This window comes from Catenuloplanes nepalensis, assembly GCF_030811575.1.
Lineage (GTDB): Bacteria > Actinomycetota > Actinomycetes > Mycobacteriales > Micromonosporaceae > Catenuloplanes > Catenuloplanes nepalensis.
This window is the reverse complement of record NZ_JAUSRA010000001.1, coordinates 3,809,820-3,824,944: the sequence shown is the minus strand read 5'-3', so window position 1 is coordinate 3,824,944 and position 15,125 is coordinate 3,809,820. Positions and strand designations below refer to the sequence as shown.

Sequence of the window (15,125 nt, the reverse complement as noted above, 5' to 3'; positions counted from 1 at the left end):
CGGACTCGCTCAGTCCGAGATGTCCAGGCCGGTCAGCGGCACCCCGCGGAACTCGGCCAGCCGCTCGGCCTGCTCCTCGACCGCCCTCCGCTGATCGGGCGGCACCGGCGCCCACAGGTCCACCTCCAGCCGGAACCGCTTGCCCTGCTTGCGGGGACGCCAGGTGCCGAGCAGGTCGCCGTCGAGCAGCACCACGCCGGGCCGGCCGAGCACCGGCCAGATCGCCTTGACCCGCGCCGGGTCGTCCACCAGCAGCTCCCGGTCCTTGGCCTGGACGAAAAGGTCGTACGGCCCGAGCAGCCGGGTCACGCCGGGGGCCGGGCCGGCGGTCAGCGCGTCCACGTCCGCGGTCAGGATCGAGCGCTTCCGGCCGGCGACCAGCACCTCGGTGACGTCGGCCGGCCAGCGCTCGGCCACCGTCTTGACCGGCGCGTCCAGGAACGCGGCCACCTGTTGCGGCACGGCCGGCCCGAGCAACCGCAGGTAGGCCCGGATCACGTCGAACTCCGGCTTGACCGTCCTGCGCGCCCTGAACCCGGGGATGCGTTGCAGGACCGGCGGTGACGTGCCCGGCCGCAGCTCCAGGCCGGCCCGGATCGCGGCCAGCCGGAACGGCATCTCCCACGCGTGCGTCACACCGCACGGCTTGCAGAACCGCAGGTGCGGCGGGTCCAGCACCGCGCTCAACCGGCCGGAGACGTCGCCCTTCACGGTCGGCTTCGACACGATCTTCCGCATCTGCGCGGCCACCGTGTCGAGCGCCTCCAGATTGCCGATCCCGGCCCGGCGCAGCGGCTTCGACGCGTCGTAGATGCGCTTGCCCGCGTCCTCGTCGTCGAACGGCGCGACCGCGGCCGCGATGTCCGGCAGGTCGGCGCGCCGGTAGAGGTGCGGGCCGCCGCGCAGCGTCCACAGCATGCTCACCGCGTCGTCCGGGACGGCCGCGGTGTCCACCCCGCGGATCCGCAGCGCCCAGAGCGCGCCGTCCGGCCCGGTGTCCTGCGCGCCGTAATCCAGCAGCGCGGTGTCCTCCACCGAGCCGGTGCCCGCGGCCCGGTCCAGCTGCTGCGCCCGGATCCGGAACCCCAGCACCTGCTCCCGCGTGACCTCCACAGTGTCCACTCCTCCGCTGTCGACGGGCATTATCGTCGGGCGATGAAGAAAGCGCGTCTCGCCACCGCCCTCCTCTTTCTGCTCTACGGCACGCTGATCGGGGTCTGGACCGCCCGCATCCCTGCGATCAAGGAGCACCTCGGCCTCACCGACGGCCTGCTCAGCCTCGCACTCCTCGCGCTGGCCGCGGGCGCGATCACCGGCATGCAGGTGTCCGGCGCGCTGGTCGACCGGTTCGGCACACGCCGGGTGCTGGCGCCGGTCGCGCTGGTCGACGGCGTCCTGCTGGTCCCGGTCGCGCTCGCACCGGACCTGGGCACGCTCGTGGTCGCGCTCTTCGCCTTCGGCGTGGTGCACGGCACGCTGAACGTGGCCATGAACGCGCGCGGAGTCGAGATCGAACGGTCCTGGGGCTCGCCGATCATGTCCTCCTTCCACGCCGCCTACAGCGTCGGCGGCTTCCTGGGCGCGGCGGCCGGTGGCGCGTTCGCCGCGGCCGAGGTGGGGCCGGCCGTCACGTTCGCCTCGGTCGCGGTGATCCTGGCCGCGGTCGCGCTCTGGGCGGTGTCGGTGCGCACCCGGCAACACCCTGCCACAGGGGTACGACAGGATGCCGGCCGGCTGCACGGCGTACTCCTGCTGGGTGGTCTGGCCTTCTGCGCCCTGATCGGCGAGGGCGCGGCCGCGGACTGGAGCACCGTCTACGTCAGCGACAGCCTCGGCGGCTCCCCGGCGCTCGCGGCCGGCGCCTACGCCGCGTTCTTCGCCGCGATGACCGCCGGCCGGCTCGCCGGTGACCCGCTCACCGCCCGCTACGGCCCGGTCGCGGTGGTCCGCGCCGGCGGCCTGCTCGCGGCCGGCGGGCTCGGCACGGCGCTGATCATCGGCCACCCGGTCGCCGGCGTGGTCGGCTTCGGCCTGCTCGGCGCCGGACTGTCCACGATCGCGCCGCAGGTCTTCTCCGCCGCCGGCGCGCGCAACCCGGACCGGCCCGCCCGCGCGATCGCCCGCGCCGCCAGCATCGGCTGGCTCGGCTTCTTCGCCGGCCCGGTGCTGATCGGCGGCGGCGCCACGCTCGCCGGGCTGCCGGCCGCGCTCGCGATCCCGGTCGTGCTGGCCGCCGTGATCGTGCTCGCCGCCCGCGCGGTCGCGGTGAAACCGGTTGCTTCGCCGACCGCCGCATCGTGATGATCGGCGGCTGGCGCTGTGGAAGGCGCTGCTTGTCCTCACCGGCGCGATCGGCGCCGAGGCCCGCGAGCAGTAGCGGATCATCGACGACATTCTCCAAAACTTCCGGACGCTTCCGAACCGCTACGACCCGGGTATTCACGCGCCGATAACACATTTACACTCTTGGATGTTACGGAAAAGTTTCGTAACCTTGAGGCGCCGCCGGTGCACCCACCCCCGTCCCGCCCGGCGCAGAAGGGAAGGACCACGTGACTGTCTCGACACCACGGCGCGCGGTGCTCATCGCCGCGGTCGGCGCGCTCGCCGCGAGCCTCGCGGTCGGCGTCAGCACCGCGGCCCAGGCCGGCACCACACTGGGCGCGTCCGCCGCCGAGAAGGGCCGCTACTTCGGCACCGCGGTCGCGGCGAGCCGATTGAGCGACTCGGCCTACACGACCATCCTGAACCGCGAGTTCAACCAGGTCACGCCCGAGAACGAGATGAAGATCGACGCGACCGAGCCGCAGCAGAACCAGTTCAGCTACGGCAACGCGGACCGGATCGTCGCGCACGCCCGCGCCAACGGCATGCAGGTCCGCGGCCACACCCTGGCCTGGCACGCGCAGCAGCCCGGCTGGATGCAGAACATGTCCGGCACCGCGCTGCGCAACGCCATGCTCAACCACATCACCCAGGTCGCCACCCACTTCCGCGGCCAGGTCGCCTGGTGGGACGTGGTCAACGAGGCGTTCGCCGACGGCGGCAGCGGCGGCCGGCGCGACTCCAACCTGCAGCGCACCGGCAACGACTGGATCGAGGCCGCGTTCCGGGCCGCGGACGCCGCCGACCCGAACGCGCAGCTCTGCTACAACGACTACAACACCGACAACTGGACCGACGCGAAGACCCAGGGCGTCTACCGCATGGTGCAGGACTTCAAGCAGCGCGGCGTCCCGATCGACTGCGTGGGCTTCCAGTCGCACTTCACCGGCGGGTCGAACTACCCGCCGAACTACCGCACCACGCTGTCCAGCTTCGCCGCGCTCGGCGTCGACGTGCACATCACCGAGCTGGACATCCGCAACGCCCCGGCGGACGCGTACCGCAACGTGACCAACGACTGCCTCGCGGTCCCGCGCTGCAAGGGCATCACCGTGTGGGGCATCCGCGACTCCGACTCGTGGCGATCCGGCGAGAGCCCGCTGCTGTTCAACGGCAGCGGCCAGAAGAAGGCGGCCTACGACGCGGTGCTCGCCGCCCTCAACAGCGGCACCGGCACCCCGACCACGCCACCGCCGGCCACCACCACCACACCACCGCCGGCCGGCACCTGCACCACGTCGGTCACGCCCGGCCAGGTGTGGGGCGACCGCTACAACACCTCGGTCACGGTCAGCGGCGCATCCAGCTGGTCGGTGGTCGTCACGCTTACCTCGCCGCAGCGGGTCTCCACCACCTGGAGCGGCAGCCCGGCCGTGGACGCGAGCGGCACCGTGCTGACCATGCGGTCCAACGGCAGCGGCAACACGTTCGGCTTCACCACCATGATGAACGGCAACAGCTCCGCCCGCCCGCAGATCACCTCCTGCACCGCTGGCTGACCTCCTTTCAGGACCACGCCGGAGGCGTTCAAGAACGTCATTTCCCGCTTCCGGCGTGGGCACCTTCCCAGTGCTCCCGCGGGCACCGGTCGGCCGCGGGCGGCCTCCCTGCCGGACCCGGGGTGGAGACGAAGACCCAGGGTTGAAGGTATGACGATGGCCGCGCGTCCGGATCGTGGACAAAGCCTCAAACGGCCGTTCAACGATACGGTTGACGGGGTGGCTGACGAGAACCCGACCGTCGAACTCGGCACGGACGAGCTGCGCGCGGTCGCCGCGTTCGCCGTGGCCTGCGCGGAAGCCGCGCTGCCGATCTTCGAACGCGCCCGCCCCGGCGATCCGCGCCCGCGCGCGGCGATCGAGGCGGCGCGGGCGTTCGCGGACGGTGGCCGGCGCACCAGGGCGATCCGGGACGCGGCCTGGGCGGCGCAGCGGGCCTACCAGGAGGCCCGCGACGGCGGCGCGCCCGCCGCGGCCGAGGCGGCCCGCGCCGCGCTGGCGGCCGCGAGCGCGCCGTTCCTGCACCCGCTGGCCAAGGCTACCCAGGTCCTGCACATCCTCGGCGCGGCCGGGCACGCCGCCCACGCCCGCGAACTCGACGGTGGCGCCGCCTCCATCGACCAAGCCCGCGTGCTGGCCGGCCCGATCGTGGCGCGCGTCCTGGCCCGCTACCCACCCGCCCCGCCCGGCCGCGGCCGGGCAGGCGAACTGATCCGGACCCTCGACGCGGCACTGAGCCCACCACGCGGCGCCCGCTGACCAGCGCGGCGTCGCGCACGCCTCCGATGGAGGCGTCAACCCCGCGGAATCAGCGGCTGTACGCCCGGCACGGCTTCACCCACCACGGCCCGCGGCTGGCCCTGCCCGAGGACGGCCCGGCGCTCCAGCCGATGTGGCACGCCGGCTCACGTCGCGGCTGAGCCGTCGAGCGTCGCGCCGATGAAGTCGAACGCGGGCGCCAGGATCGTGCTCCAGTAGCCGAAGTTGTGCCGGCCGGGGCCGTAGCCGCCGGCCGCGGGCTCGGCGGGCAGCGCGTCGTGCAGGGTGCGGACAGGCGGATACAGCGGATCGTCGGTGCCGCACCAGAGGCCGACCGGAGTCGCACCCAGGCGGGTGATGCCACGGAAGACCGGGTCGCCGGGACCGACGGCGGGGGAGAACGCGGCGACCGCGCGGAGCAGGCCGGGCCGGGACTCGGCCAGCAGCAGCGCGCCGTAGCCGCCCATCGACCAGCCCCAGGCCGCGAGCCGCCCGGAGTCGAGGCCGCGCCGGGCACACCAGGCGGGAATCTCCTCCGCGACCATCCGCTGTGGGTCGTCGGCGCCGGCCGGCTGCCAGGCCAGGCGGTCACCGGTGGCACCGGCGAGGACGAACGGCGGGGCGCCCCGGCGCACCGCGTCGGTGAGGAAGCCGCCCAGGCCGAGCGCGGGGAAGTCCGGCGGGCGCTTCGAGCTGCCGTGCAGTACCAGGCACACCGGCAGGTCCGCCCCGTCCCCGTGCCCGTGCGGCACCGCGGTCCAGAAGTCGACGACCCGGCCGCGCGCCACGGAGTACATCCGTTCCAGCCGCTCCATCCCGGCCGGTGCCGGCGGCAGCAGCGGCGCCGGCCCACCCCGGCGGCTCCAGACCCCGGCTCCGGCAACGGCCGCCGAGGCGGTGGTCAGACACGCCACCAGCACAGTTCGTCGTCGCATAATGGATCAACGACGGACCACGGCAGTCGGCGACGCACACCGCCCGCCACGCGTTATCGCCGACCACTGGCGGGCGGCCGCTCAACGACAGACCATGGCGGTCGCGACGCACCGCCCCGTCCGCGCCGGAACCGGAGTCGCACCCGGGAACGCCACCGCCCGCGAACGCGCGGCTCCTCCGTGACCAGCGACGTCACCGGCTCCGACGCGGCGACCGGAGCGCCGGCGGAGGCCGCCGCGAGGTTTGCCCGCGGGAGCAAACGGGCCGCACCACGCCGGAAGCGGGAAGATCCAGACTTTGATCTGCCCGGCCCTGGCCTGGCCCGACGCTCGCGGCTGTGGGTTGAGCGGCCGGTGGTCAGCGGGAACACTGCCTGGCCCCGGCCTGGCCCGAAGCTCGCGGCTGTGGGATGACCACGCTGGAATCAGCGGAGGCGCAGTGACAGGTATTACCGCCCATCCAGGACGGGCAGGCCGTAACGTGAGCTTCGGGGTCTTCGGGGGAAAGGGAGAGCCATGAGTGAGCAACACAAAGTTGTCGTCGTGGGCGCCGGGTTCGGCGGACTCTTCGCCACGAAGGCGCTGAAACGCGCGGACGTGCACGTCACCATGATCAACGGCACGACCCATCACCTGTTCCAGCCACTGCTCTATCAGGTGGCGACCGGCATCCTCTCCGAGGGCGAGATCGCGCCGCCGGTGCGCGAGATCCTGCGGCGGCAGGACAACGTCGATGTGCTGCTCGGCTGGGCCACCGAGGTGGACGTCGAGAAGAGGATAGTGACGGCGAACGCGCCGACCGGCATCGAATACCAGGTCCCCTACGACACGCTGATCGTGGCCGCGGGCGCCTCCCAGTCGTACTTCGGCAATGATCATTTCGCGGAGAACGCGCCCGGCATGAAGAGCATCGACGACGCGCTGGAGCTGCGCGGGCGGATCTTCGGGGCGTTCGAGATGGCCGAGCTGGAGACCGACCAGGAGGCGATCGACCGCTGGCTCACGTTCGTGGTCGTCGGCGCCGGACCGACCGGTGTGGAGATGGCCGGCCAGATCGCCGAGCTCGCGCACCGCACGCTCCCCGGGCAGTACAGGCGGATCGACCCGAAGCGCGCGCGGGTGATACTGGTCGACGCGGTCGACGCGGTGCTGCCCAGCTTCGGCGACCACCTGTCCACCCAGGCCCTCCGCCAGCTGCACAGGATCGGCGTCGAGGTCGAGCTGGGCACGAAGGTCGTCGGCGTCGACGAGGGCGGCATCGACGTGGAGACCGCCCGCGGCGCACAGCGCATCGAGGCGGCCACCAAGATCTGGGCCGCCGGCGTGGCCGCGCCACCGCTCGCCCGCAAGATCGCGGCCGCCGCCGGCGCCGAGACCGACCGTGCCGGCCGCATCCTCGTCAACCCGGACTGCACGGTCCCCGGCCACCCGGAGATCTTCGCGGTCGGCGACATGATGTCGCTCAACCGGCTCCCCGGCGTCGCTCAGGTCGCCATCCAGAGCGGCCGGTACGCCGCCGACACGATCAAGCGGCGCCTGGCCGGCAAGCCCGCGCCGGAGCCGTTCAAGTACCACGACAAGGGCAGCATGGCCACGATCTCCCGCTTCTCCGCCGTGGCCAGCACCGGCAAACTGCACTTCACCGGCATCATCGGCTGGTTCATGTGGCTCGCCGTCCACCTGCTCTACCTGGTCGGCTTCAAGAACCGCCTCTCCACCATCGGCCACTGGTTCGTCTCGTTCGTCGGCACCGGCCGCTCCGAACGCGTCACCACCACCCAGCAGGTCGTCGCCCGCGGCGCCATCCGCCGCCTCGGCCTGCTCGACACGACCGTCCCGGCCCACGACGGCGTGCCCGCCCCGGTCGCCGTCTCCAAGCTCGGATCCCCGGTGCCAAGGCCCTGACCACGGTACGGGTGGGCGGACCGTCCGGTCCGCCCACTACCGTGGTGGGCATGGCGGACGATCTTCACGTCTCCGACCGGCTGGTGATCCCGGCGGCGGAGCTCAGCTGGCGGTTCTCCCGCGCGGGCGGCCCCGGCGGGCAGGGCGTGAACACGACGGACAGCCGCGTCGAGCTGAGCTGGTCGGTGACGGCGTCGACCGTGCTCCCGCCGGTCCTGCGGGACCGAGCGCTGGAGCGTCTCGGGAGCCGGCTGGTCGACGGTGTGCTCACGATCGTGGCATCGGAGTTCCGCTCCCAGCTCCGCAATCGCGACGCGGCCCGGGCCCGGCTGGCGGCGGTCATCGCCCGCGCCGTGGCGGCCCCGCCACGTCAGCGCCGGGCAACAAAGCCGTCCCGCGGCGCCGTGGAGCGGCGACTCGTGGCGAAGAAGCAGCGCGGGGCCGTCAAGCGGGGCCGGCGCGGCGGAGACCTGGACTAGCGTCTTCCTGGCCGGTCATCGCGGGGGTGTACCGACTCCTCGGCGTCGCGTCGAGAAGCGCTCAGCGAGCGACACGCTGAATGCCGAAATTTCGGGCACGACGTGCCCGGTCGCCTCGTGGTCGCCGATCTCGATGCCGAGACCTCGAGTCCGCCGGCTTCGAGTCGGTCGGCTTCGAGTCGGTCGGCTTCGAGTCGGTCGGCTTCGAGTCGGTCGGCTTCGAGTCGCGTGCTCAACACGCGGCCCTTGACCGATATTTCACAATAAAGGCGGATGGCGATCAGAGGTTGGAGTGATCTCGTGTCGCAAATCGTTGTTAAGACGGCCGGATACCAACGATTTGCGACACGAGATCACCTTCCACCCGGCCGCGAGGCCGATTTTGCCTCTTCTTCGTGCGCACCGCGCAGACCGCCGCCGCCTGGATGCTCCGTCTGCCGTCGACCACCCTTGGGGTGCAGATCTTCGGCAGGGCCGCCACACACAGCGCAACCGCCGCCCAGGCAAGGAAGGCGCGCCAGCGCCTACCCTGCCGACCCCCACCCAGGCTGGCGGCCCTGCCGAAGATCTGCTCGGCTTCGCCTGGACGACGGCGGACGGGGCAGCCAGGCACACGACACCCAGCCTTGCCATCGCGCTAACGAGACCGGGCCGACGCAACGGGCACCACCACGGGAAGCAGGCCCTCCCCGGAGCCCGAGATCCGCCGGAGGCAGCCTTTTGCCCTCCGCCGGAGGCGCCATGATGCGCGCCCGAACAACCCGACGACCCCGGAGCTGTCGACAACGCCAGCCGCTACGCTGCGAACATGACTTTCACGGGTTTCTCCGTCAGTCTCCCGATCACCGACCGGCAGGCATCGCACGATTTCTACTCCGACGGTTTCGGACTCCCCGCCGTCGGTGAGATCGCGTCGGACGGGTTACCGGAGCCCTTGCAGTTCGACGTCGGCAACGGCGTGCTGATCATTCTGGTCCCGACCGGTGGCTTCGACTGGGCGATCGGCGAGCGCCGGATGGCCGACGATCAGGCGGTGAGTACCGTGCTGGAGCTCGCAGTGGAGGATTCAACGCAGGTCACCGCCGCCTTCGACCGTGCCGTGGCGGCGGGCGGCACACCGGTTGCGTCCCCGGCCGCACAGCCGTGGGGCATGACGAGCGCGACCGTCGCGGACCCGGACGGCCACCTCTGGCTGATCACGTCCCCGGCCTGATCGCGATCACGTTCCCGGCCTGATCGCGATCACGTTCCCGGCCTGATCGCGATCACGTCCCCGGCCTGATCGCGATCACGTTCCCGGCCTGACGGCGATCACGTCGCCGTTCTGATCGCTATGGCGTCGCCGTTCTGACCGCGTTCAGTGCACCGGGCGCCCGTCCGCCTCGGAGTCGGGATTGCCGGTGGCCGGTGCGGGCTGAGCGGTGGCGTAGACGACGATGTTGTCGACGAACGTCTGGGCCACCGGGTCGTAGACACCGCCGCACGTGACCAGGCGCAGGGTGGGGGCGTCGGTCGGGCCGTAGACGTGCTCGGTCGGGAACGCCGACTTCGCGTACCGCTGCATGCTCGTCACCGTGAAGACCGCGGTGGTCCCGTCGCGGCGGGTGACCCGGATCTCGGCGCCGCGGTCCAGGTCGGTCAGCCGGTAGAAGACGCCCTTGCCGGTCTGTGCGGAGTCCACGTGTCCGAGCAGGACGGCCGGTCCGGCCTCGCCGGGTGTGACGGAATGCCGGTACCAACCCGGGGGTGCGCTGCCGGTCAGCGGCGGCACCTCGACCGTGCCGTCCGGTCTGAGCCCGAGCGGGATCAGCGCCGACCGGACCCCGATCGACGGAATCTCCACCGCCTCCGGCACGCTGCGCGGCAGCACCGTCCACCGTGGGTCTCCGCCCAGCCGCCGGCTCGCGGGCGGCGCCGGGATCGACGGCCCGGCCGACGACGTCGGCGCCGGGATCACCGTGTCGATTCCCTCGGCCGCCCCCGCCTCGGCGGGAGGCGCGGACGACTCCGACGGGACCGCCGACGGCTCCTCCGGGAAGCCGGTCGCGTGCGCGCGGGCCGCCTCGGCGGCGTCGGCCGCGGCTTCCTGCCGGGCACCCTGGACGGTCAGCACCGTGCCGGCGAGTGCGAGCACGGCCGCGGCCACCGCGACGCGGGGCCGAAGCCGTGCCCGAACCTCGTCGATCATGGGTCAGCGGGACGGGCGGCGCCGGACCGCGGCGACCGTGGCGGCGCAGGCCGCGGCCAGCAGTGCCAGGCCGGCGAGCAGCGTCCCGTTCATGCCACTCTCGCCGCCACCGACACCGGTGTCCGGCCCGCCGCTCGGGTACGGCGGACCCGTGGTGCCCCCGCCCGGCCCGGGAGTGGTCGGCTCAGCCGTCGGCCCGCCGGTGGTCGGGTAGGCCGTCGGGCCGCCGGTGGTCGGGCCGGCCGTGGTCGGGTAGGCCGTCGGCGTGAGCGACGGGTCTGCGGACGTGGTCGGGTAGGCACCCGGCACCGTCGACGACGGATTGGGACTGCCGGTCGTCGGCGGCGCGGACGTCGGAGGGGCCGGTGTCGTGACGCTGGTGCCCGGGCTCGGTGAGCCGGACGGGTAGGCCGCCGGATCCTCGTCGCCGCCGCGGCAGAACGCCAGCAGGAGCAGCAGCAACAGGAGCAGCAGAAGCACGCCCGCCACGGTGATCCACGTGGTCCTGCCACGGCCGCCGCCGGCACCGCCACCGGCCCCGTAGGCCGGGGGCGGGTTGCTCGGTGGTGGTGGGTCGGACGGCGGCGGCGGGTTCGACGGCGGAGGTGTCTGCGGTGGTCTGTAGTCGGACATGCCCGATGCCTCTTCGCAAAGTCGGCGGTGAGGGACAGATCTCTTGTGGAACCGCGTAATGGTGCCAGCAGTCCGTCACGCATGGTGTCCCGGAACCGACACGGATCCCATCGGACACGAATTCACCGAATTCTACGTCCTCAGCTCGGGGGCCGCTCTGCCGAAGGGGTCCGGTGTGAACGAGGAGCACGAGCGGCTGGCGATGCTGCACGAGTACGGCCTGCTCGACGCCCCCGCCGACGCCGAACTGGAGGCGGTCGTCCGGGTCGCCGCGCTGGTCGCGGGCGTACCCACGGCGACCTTGAATCTGATCGACGAGAACCGGCAGTGTCAGCTGACCACGACCGGGTTCGAGGGCGGCGATTCCGCGCGCGATGACTCGATGTGCGCGGCCCGGCTCCCCGAGAAGCGCACGATCGTGGTGCCGGACGCGCGCCAGGACCCGGTCTACCGGGACAACCCGTGGGTGACCGGCCGGCTGGCCGGCGTGCGCTTCTACGCCTCGGTCCCGCTGGTCACGCCGTCCGGGTACGCGCTCGGCACGCTCTGCGTCTTCGACGACGTGCCGGGCGACCTGGACGAGCGGCAGGTCGCACGCCTGGAGGACCTCGCCCGGGTGATCATGGCGCTGTTCGAACGCCGCCGCGAGACACGGCACCGCGCGGACCTGGCCGCGGAGGCGGACAAGCAGGCCGGGGAGGCGGACAAGCAGGCGACGGAGGCGGAGAAGCAGCGCGCGGTGGCGCAGCGGGCGCTGCGCGAGGCCGAGATCCGCCAGCAGCTGCTGGACGCGGTGCTGGACAGCGTGGACGTGGCGATCGTGGCGGCGGACCCGGTCGGGCGGCTGTCGCTGTTCAACCGCGCGGCCGCGGAGTGGCACGGCCTGGACGCGGACGGCACGATCGACCCGGACGACTTCTCGGACGCGTACGCGCTGTTCGAGACGGACGGCGTGACGCCGCTGGCGCTGGACCACATCCCGCTGCTGCGCGCGCTGCGGGACGGCGCGGTCGATCACGCGGAGATCCTGATCCGGCCGCCGGCCCGCGCGCCTCGCTGGGTGACCGCGACCGGCCGCCGGATGACGGGCGCGGACGGCATCCCGCTCGGCGCGGTGGTCGCGATGACCGACGTCTCCGCGGACCGGGCGCACCGGGCGGAGATGGAGGCCGCGCACGCCGCGCTGAACGCCACGGTCGCGGAGCTGGAGCGGTCCAACGCGGAGCTGACCAACTTCGCCGCGGTCGCCGGGCACGATCTGGCGTCGCCGCTGGCCGTGGTCTCCGGCTACCTGGAGCTGCTCACCGATCTGCGCGGCGCGGACCTGGACGAGCAGGCGCTCGGCTGGGTCAACACGGCGGCGCGGGCGGTGGCCCGGATGCAGGGGCTGATCCAGGCGCTGCTCACCTACGCGCGCGCCGGTAACGCTCCCACGGCTTGCCTGCCCACGGACCTGTCCGAGGTGCTCGGCCACGCCATGGTGGACCTGCGCACGCCGATCAAGGACAACCACGCCACGGTACGGACGCCGGCCCCGCTGCCGTCCGCGAGCTGCGACCCGACGCTGATCCGCCAGCTGCTGCAGAATCTGGTCGGCAACTCGATCAAGTACCGGCACCCGGACCGGTCGCCGACGATCACGGTCACCGGCGAGGTCACGGACGACGGCGTGCTGGTCCGGGTAGCGGACAACGGCATCGGCATCCCGCCGGAGCACCGGGAACGCGCCTTCGACATGTTCGCCATGGTCGAGCCGGCGAAGCGGACCGGCCACGGCATCGGGCTCTCCACCTGCCTGCGGATCGTGCAGCGGCACGGCGGCGCGATCCGGGCGGAGGAGACGCCGGGCGGCGGTACGACGATCGTGTTCACGCTTCCGCGTACCCCCCGATGAGTTTTTCGGTCATGTTCGTGAGAACGGCGCCGATGGGGGAGAGGTGCTGACAGCTTGGCTGCGGGCCGCCCGGTCCGTGCTGCCGCAGGGGCGCCCGCTGCCCGGCGAGGCCTGGGCGCGGCGGCACCGTGCGATTCTCTGGGTGCTCGCCCTGCACGCGGCCGGGCTCTACGCGTTCGCGCTGTTCCGCGGCCACGCCCCGGCGAACGCGCTCGTCACCGTGTTCCCGCTGGCGGTGGCGGTGGCGCTGGGCGGCTATCGGGGCCTGTCCCGGCGCTGGCGCGCGTCGATCACCACGCTCGGCCTGATGGGCTCGTCCGCGGTGATGGTCAGGCTGGCGGACGGGCAGACCGAGGCGCACTTCCACTTCTTCGTCATGCTCTTCGTGATCGTGCTCTACCAGGAGTGGGTCACGTTCCTGCTCGCGACCGTGTTCGTACTGGCCGAGCACGCGATCGTCGGCGTCTTCGCACCGCACGACGTCTACGCGCACAGCGCGGCCACGGGCGAGCCGGTCAAGTGGGCCGCGATCCACGCCGCGTTCATCGGCGGCGCCGCGGTCGCCGCGATCGCGAACTGGCGGATGACCGAGACCGCGCAGGACCAGGGCCAGGCGGCCGCGGACGAGCTCGCGCACCAGACCACCCACGACACGCTCACCGGGCTGCTGAACCGGACCGGCTTCGACCGGCGGCTGCTGGACGCGATCGTCGCGTCCGCGACCGCCCCGCACACGCTGTGCCTGGTCAACCTGGACCGGTTCCGGCTGATCAGCGAGGCAGGCCGGCATGCCCAGGGCGACGAGATCCTCCGCCGGGTCGCCGAGCTGATCGGCGAGCTGGCCGGCGACGCGGTGGTCGCGCGCGCCCGCGGCGACCGGTTCGCTCTGCTGCTGCCGGTCGCGGCCGCGGACGGCGTCGCGGTCGCGGAGCGCGTACGGGCCGGCGTCGCGAACCTCGCGTTCCAGATCGAGGGCCAGGCGGTCGGCCTGACCGCGAGCATCGGCGTGGTGCCGGTGACGCCGCTGGCCGTCGGACCCGAAGAACTGATCATCGCGGCCGAGGCGGCCTGCTACACCGCGAAGGAACGCGGCCGGGACCGGGTCGAGCTGTACCGCGCGGACAACGAGGCGCTGGCCAAGCACCAGCAGGAGATGGACTGGGCCGGCCGGCTCGTCACCGCGCTGCGCGACGACCGGTTCGAGCTGTTCTACCAGCCGATCGCGCGGGTGCCGGGCGCGCGCGTGGACGACGGCGACCACCAGTTCGGCGAACTGCTGCTGCGTATGCGCACGGAGGACGGCAAGGTCATCCCACCGGGACTGTTCCTGCCCGCGGCCGAACGCTACGACCTGCTGCCCGCGGTCGACCGGTGGGTGGTCGCGCACGCCTTCCAGGTGCTCGCCGCGCACTACCACGGCTACGGCGCGACCGGGCCGGACCGCAAGATCGGCGACCACTGGGCGATCAACCTGTCCGGGCCGTCGATCGGCGACGCCGAGTTCATCGACTACGTACAGGTGCAGCTGGCGCAGTCCGGCATCCCGGCCGAGCTGATCTGCTTCGAGATCACCGAGTCGGTCGCGATCAACGACCTGAAGAAGGCCGCGGAGTTCATCTCCGAGCTGCGCGACCTCGGCTTCCGGTTCGCGCTGGACGACTTCGGGACCGGGCTGTCGTCGTTCACCTACCTCAAGCACCTGCCGGTCGACTTTCTCAAGATCGACGGCGCGTTCATCCGGAACCTGGAGCGCGACGAGCTCGACCGGGTGATGACCCGCGCGATCAACGACCTCGGCCACCGGATGGGCCTGCGCACGGTCGCGGAGTTCGTCGAGGACGCGGCCACCATCGTCCGCCTCCAGGAGATCGGCGTCGACTACGCCCAGGGCTACGGCATCGCCATGCCCGGCCCGCTCTCCGACTGGCTGCGCACCCACCCGGCCGGGTCCGGCGCCGACCTCGGGCTGGCCACCGCCTGACTACAGTGACCACGTGATCTCTCTGACCGTCGCCGGTGTGGTCCTGCGGGACCCGCACGACCGAGTCCTGCTGCAGCTGCGCGACGGCAACACGCCGGTCGCGCCGCACCGCTGGTGCCTGCCCGGCGGCGCGGTCGAACCCGGCGAGACGCTGATCGAGGCCGCCGCGCGGGAGCTCGAGGAGGAGACCGGGCTGCGCGCGGACGGCCCGCTCACACCGATCTGGCACGGCATCGCGCCGTCCGTCCGCGACCCCGGCACGCTCACCGAGTACGGCCTGTTCCTCGGCCACACCACCGCCACCCAGGATCAGGTGCGGTGCCTCGAGGGCGCGGCCATGGTCTTCACCCCGATCGCGGACCTGCCCGCGGTCGACTGGGCCGACCACTACGATCCGGTCCTCGCCCAGGTCTTCCCGCGCCTCGGCCTGCCCTGGCATCCACACACGTCCTTCACACCATGACGGC

General features: G+C 72.6%; 13 protein-coding genes. 9 read left to right on the top strand and 4 right to left on the bottom strand.

The window, feature by feature from the left end; all coding sequences use genetic code 11:
- Positions 1–9: 9 nt before the first annotated feature.
- Complete coding sequence (locus J2S43_RS16340; protein WP_306830052.1) at positions 10–1,113, bottom strand: DNA glycosylase AlkZ-like family protein; 1,104 nt, start codon at positions 1,111–1,113, stop codon at positions 10–12.
- Between J2S43_RS16340 and J2S43_RS16335 the strand changes: the two genes are divergently transcribed.
- The 3 genes from J2S43_RS16335 (at position 1,000) to J2S43_RS16325 (ending at position 4,643) form a co-directional block, all read left to right on the top strand.
- On the top strand, positions 1,000–2,301 hold the full coding sequence (locus J2S43_RS16335; RefSeq protein WP_370881762.1) for an MFS transporter: 1,302 nt from the start codon (positions 1,000–1,002) through the stop codon (positions 2,299–2,301). The two genes, J2S43_RS16340 and J2S43_RS16335, sit on opposite strands and share 114 nt — an antisense overlap.
- Positions 2,302–2,552: 251 nt before the next feature.
- On the top strand, positions 2,553–3,884 hold the full coding sequence (locus tag J2S43_RS16330; RefSeq protein WP_370881631.1) for a glycoside hydrolase family 10 protein: 1,332 nt from the start codon (positions 2,553–2,555) through the stop codon (positions 3,882–3,884).
- Positions 3,885–4,103: 219 nt separating this feature from the next.
- The gene (locus J2S43_RS16325; protein ID WP_306830048.1) at positions 4,104–4,643 is read left to right on the top strand and encodes a putative immunity protein; all 540 of its coding nucleotides are present in this window, start codon (positions 4,104–4,106) and stop codon (positions 4,641–4,643) included.
- 146 nt (positions 4,644–4,789) lie between these two features.
- Here the strand turns inward: J2S43_RS16325 and J2S43_RS16320 are convergent, their stop codons facing one another.
- Entirely contained in the window at positions 4,790–5,578 is a 789-nt protein-coding gene (locus tag J2S43_RS16320) for an alpha/beta hydrolase-fold protein (RefSeq protein WP_306830046.1), read from the bottom strand.
- A gap of 516 nt (positions 5,579–6,094) precedes the next feature.
- Between J2S43_RS16320 and J2S43_RS16315 the strand changes: the two genes are divergently transcribed.
- The 3 genes from J2S43_RS16315 (at position 6,095) to J2S43_RS16305 (ending at position 9,175) form a co-directional block, all read left to right on the top strand.
- Complete coding sequence (locus tag J2S43_RS16315; protein ID WP_306830044.1) at positions 6,095–7,483, top strand: NAD(P)/FAD-dependent oxidoreductase; 1,389 nt, start codon at positions 6,095–6,097, stop codon at positions 7,481–7,483.
- A gap of 50 nt (positions 7,484–7,533) precedes the next feature.
- The gene (gene arfB / locus J2S43_RS16310; RefSeq protein WP_306830042.1) at positions 7,534–7,962 is read left to right on the top strand and encodes an alternative ribosome rescue aminoacyl-tRNA hydrolase ArfB; all 429 of its coding nucleotides are present in this window, start codon (positions 7,534–7,536) and stop codon (positions 7,960–7,962) included.
- An 808-nt stretch (positions 7,963–8,770) separates the two neighbouring features.
- Positions 8,771–9,175: a VOC family protein gene (locus tag J2S43_RS16305; RefSeq protein ID WP_306830040.1), complete on the top strand. Its 405-nt coding sequence runs from the start codon at positions 8,771–8,773 to the stop codon at positions 9,173–9,175.
- A gap of 144 nt (positions 9,176–9,319) precedes the next feature.
- Here the strand turns inward: J2S43_RS16305 and J2S43_RS16300 are convergent, their stop codons facing one another.
- Both J2S43_RS16300 and J2S43_RS16295 read right to left on the bottom strand, forming a co-directional pair.
- Positions 9,320–10,150: a class F sortase gene (locus J2S43_RS16300; protein ID WP_306830038.1), complete on the bottom strand. Its 831-nt coding sequence runs from the start codon at positions 10,148–10,150 to the stop codon at positions 9,320–9,322.
- A 3-nt stretch (positions 10,151–10,153) separates the two neighbouring features.
- Entirely contained in the window at positions 10,154–10,783 is a 630-nt protein-coding gene (locus J2S43_RS16295) for a hypothetical protein (protein WP_306830037.1), read from the bottom strand.
- Between the two features lie 175 nt (positions 10,784–10,958).
- Here J2S43_RS16295 and J2S43_RS16290 point away from each other — a divergent pair, with 175 nt between their 5' ends.
- From J2S43_RS16290 to J2S43_RS16280, 3 genes are read left to right on the top strand one after another with little or no spacing between them, the layout of a single operon-like run.
- A complete protein-coding gene (locus J2S43_RS16290) occupies positions 10,959–12,677 on the top strand; it encodes a sensor histidine kinase (RefSeq protein ID WP_306830035.1) in 1,719 nt (572 codons plus the stop codon).
- A gap of 43 nt (positions 12,678–12,720) precedes the next feature.
- Entirely contained in the window at positions 12,721–14,658 is a 1,938-nt protein-coding gene (locus J2S43_RS16285; RefSeq protein ID WP_306830033.1) for a putative bifunctional diguanylate cyclase/phosphodiesterase, read from the top strand.
- 13 nt (positions 14,659–14,671) lie between these two features.
- Entirely contained in the window at positions 14,672–15,121 is a 450-nt protein-coding gene (locus J2S43_RS16280) for an NUDIX domain-containing protein (RefSeq protein WP_306830032.1), read from the top strand.
- Positions 15,122–15,125 lie beyond the last annotated feature (4 nt).

What these genes read in the sequence shown, in the direction of transcription:
- J2S43_RS16295 (WP_306830037.1), bottom strand. Translation starts at nt 10,783, where the DNA reads ATGTCCGACTACAGACCACCGCAGACACCTCCGCCGTCGAACCCGCCG.
- J2S43_RS16300 (WP_306830038.1), bottom strand. Translation starts at nt 10,150, where the DNA reads ATGATCGACGAGGTTCGGGCACGGCTTCGGCCCCGCGTCGCGGTGGCC.
- J2S43_RS16320 (WP_306830046.1), bottom strand. Translation starts at nt 5,578, where the DNA reads ATGCGACGACGAACTGTGCTGGTGGCGTGTCTGACCACCGCCTCGGCG.
- J2S43_RS16305 (WP_306830040.1), top strand. Translation starts at nt 8,771, where the DNA reads ATGACTTTCACGGGTTTCTCCGTCAGTCTCCCGATCACCGACCGGCAG.
- arfB (WP_306830042.1), top strand. Translation starts at nt 7,534, where the DNA reads ATGGCGGACGATCTTCACGTCTCCGACCGGCTGGTGATCCCGGCGGCG.
- J2S43_RS16315 (WP_306830044.1), top strand. Translation starts at nt 6,095, where the DNA reads ATGAGTGAGCAACACAAAGTTGTCGTCGTGGGCGCCGGGTTCGGCGGA.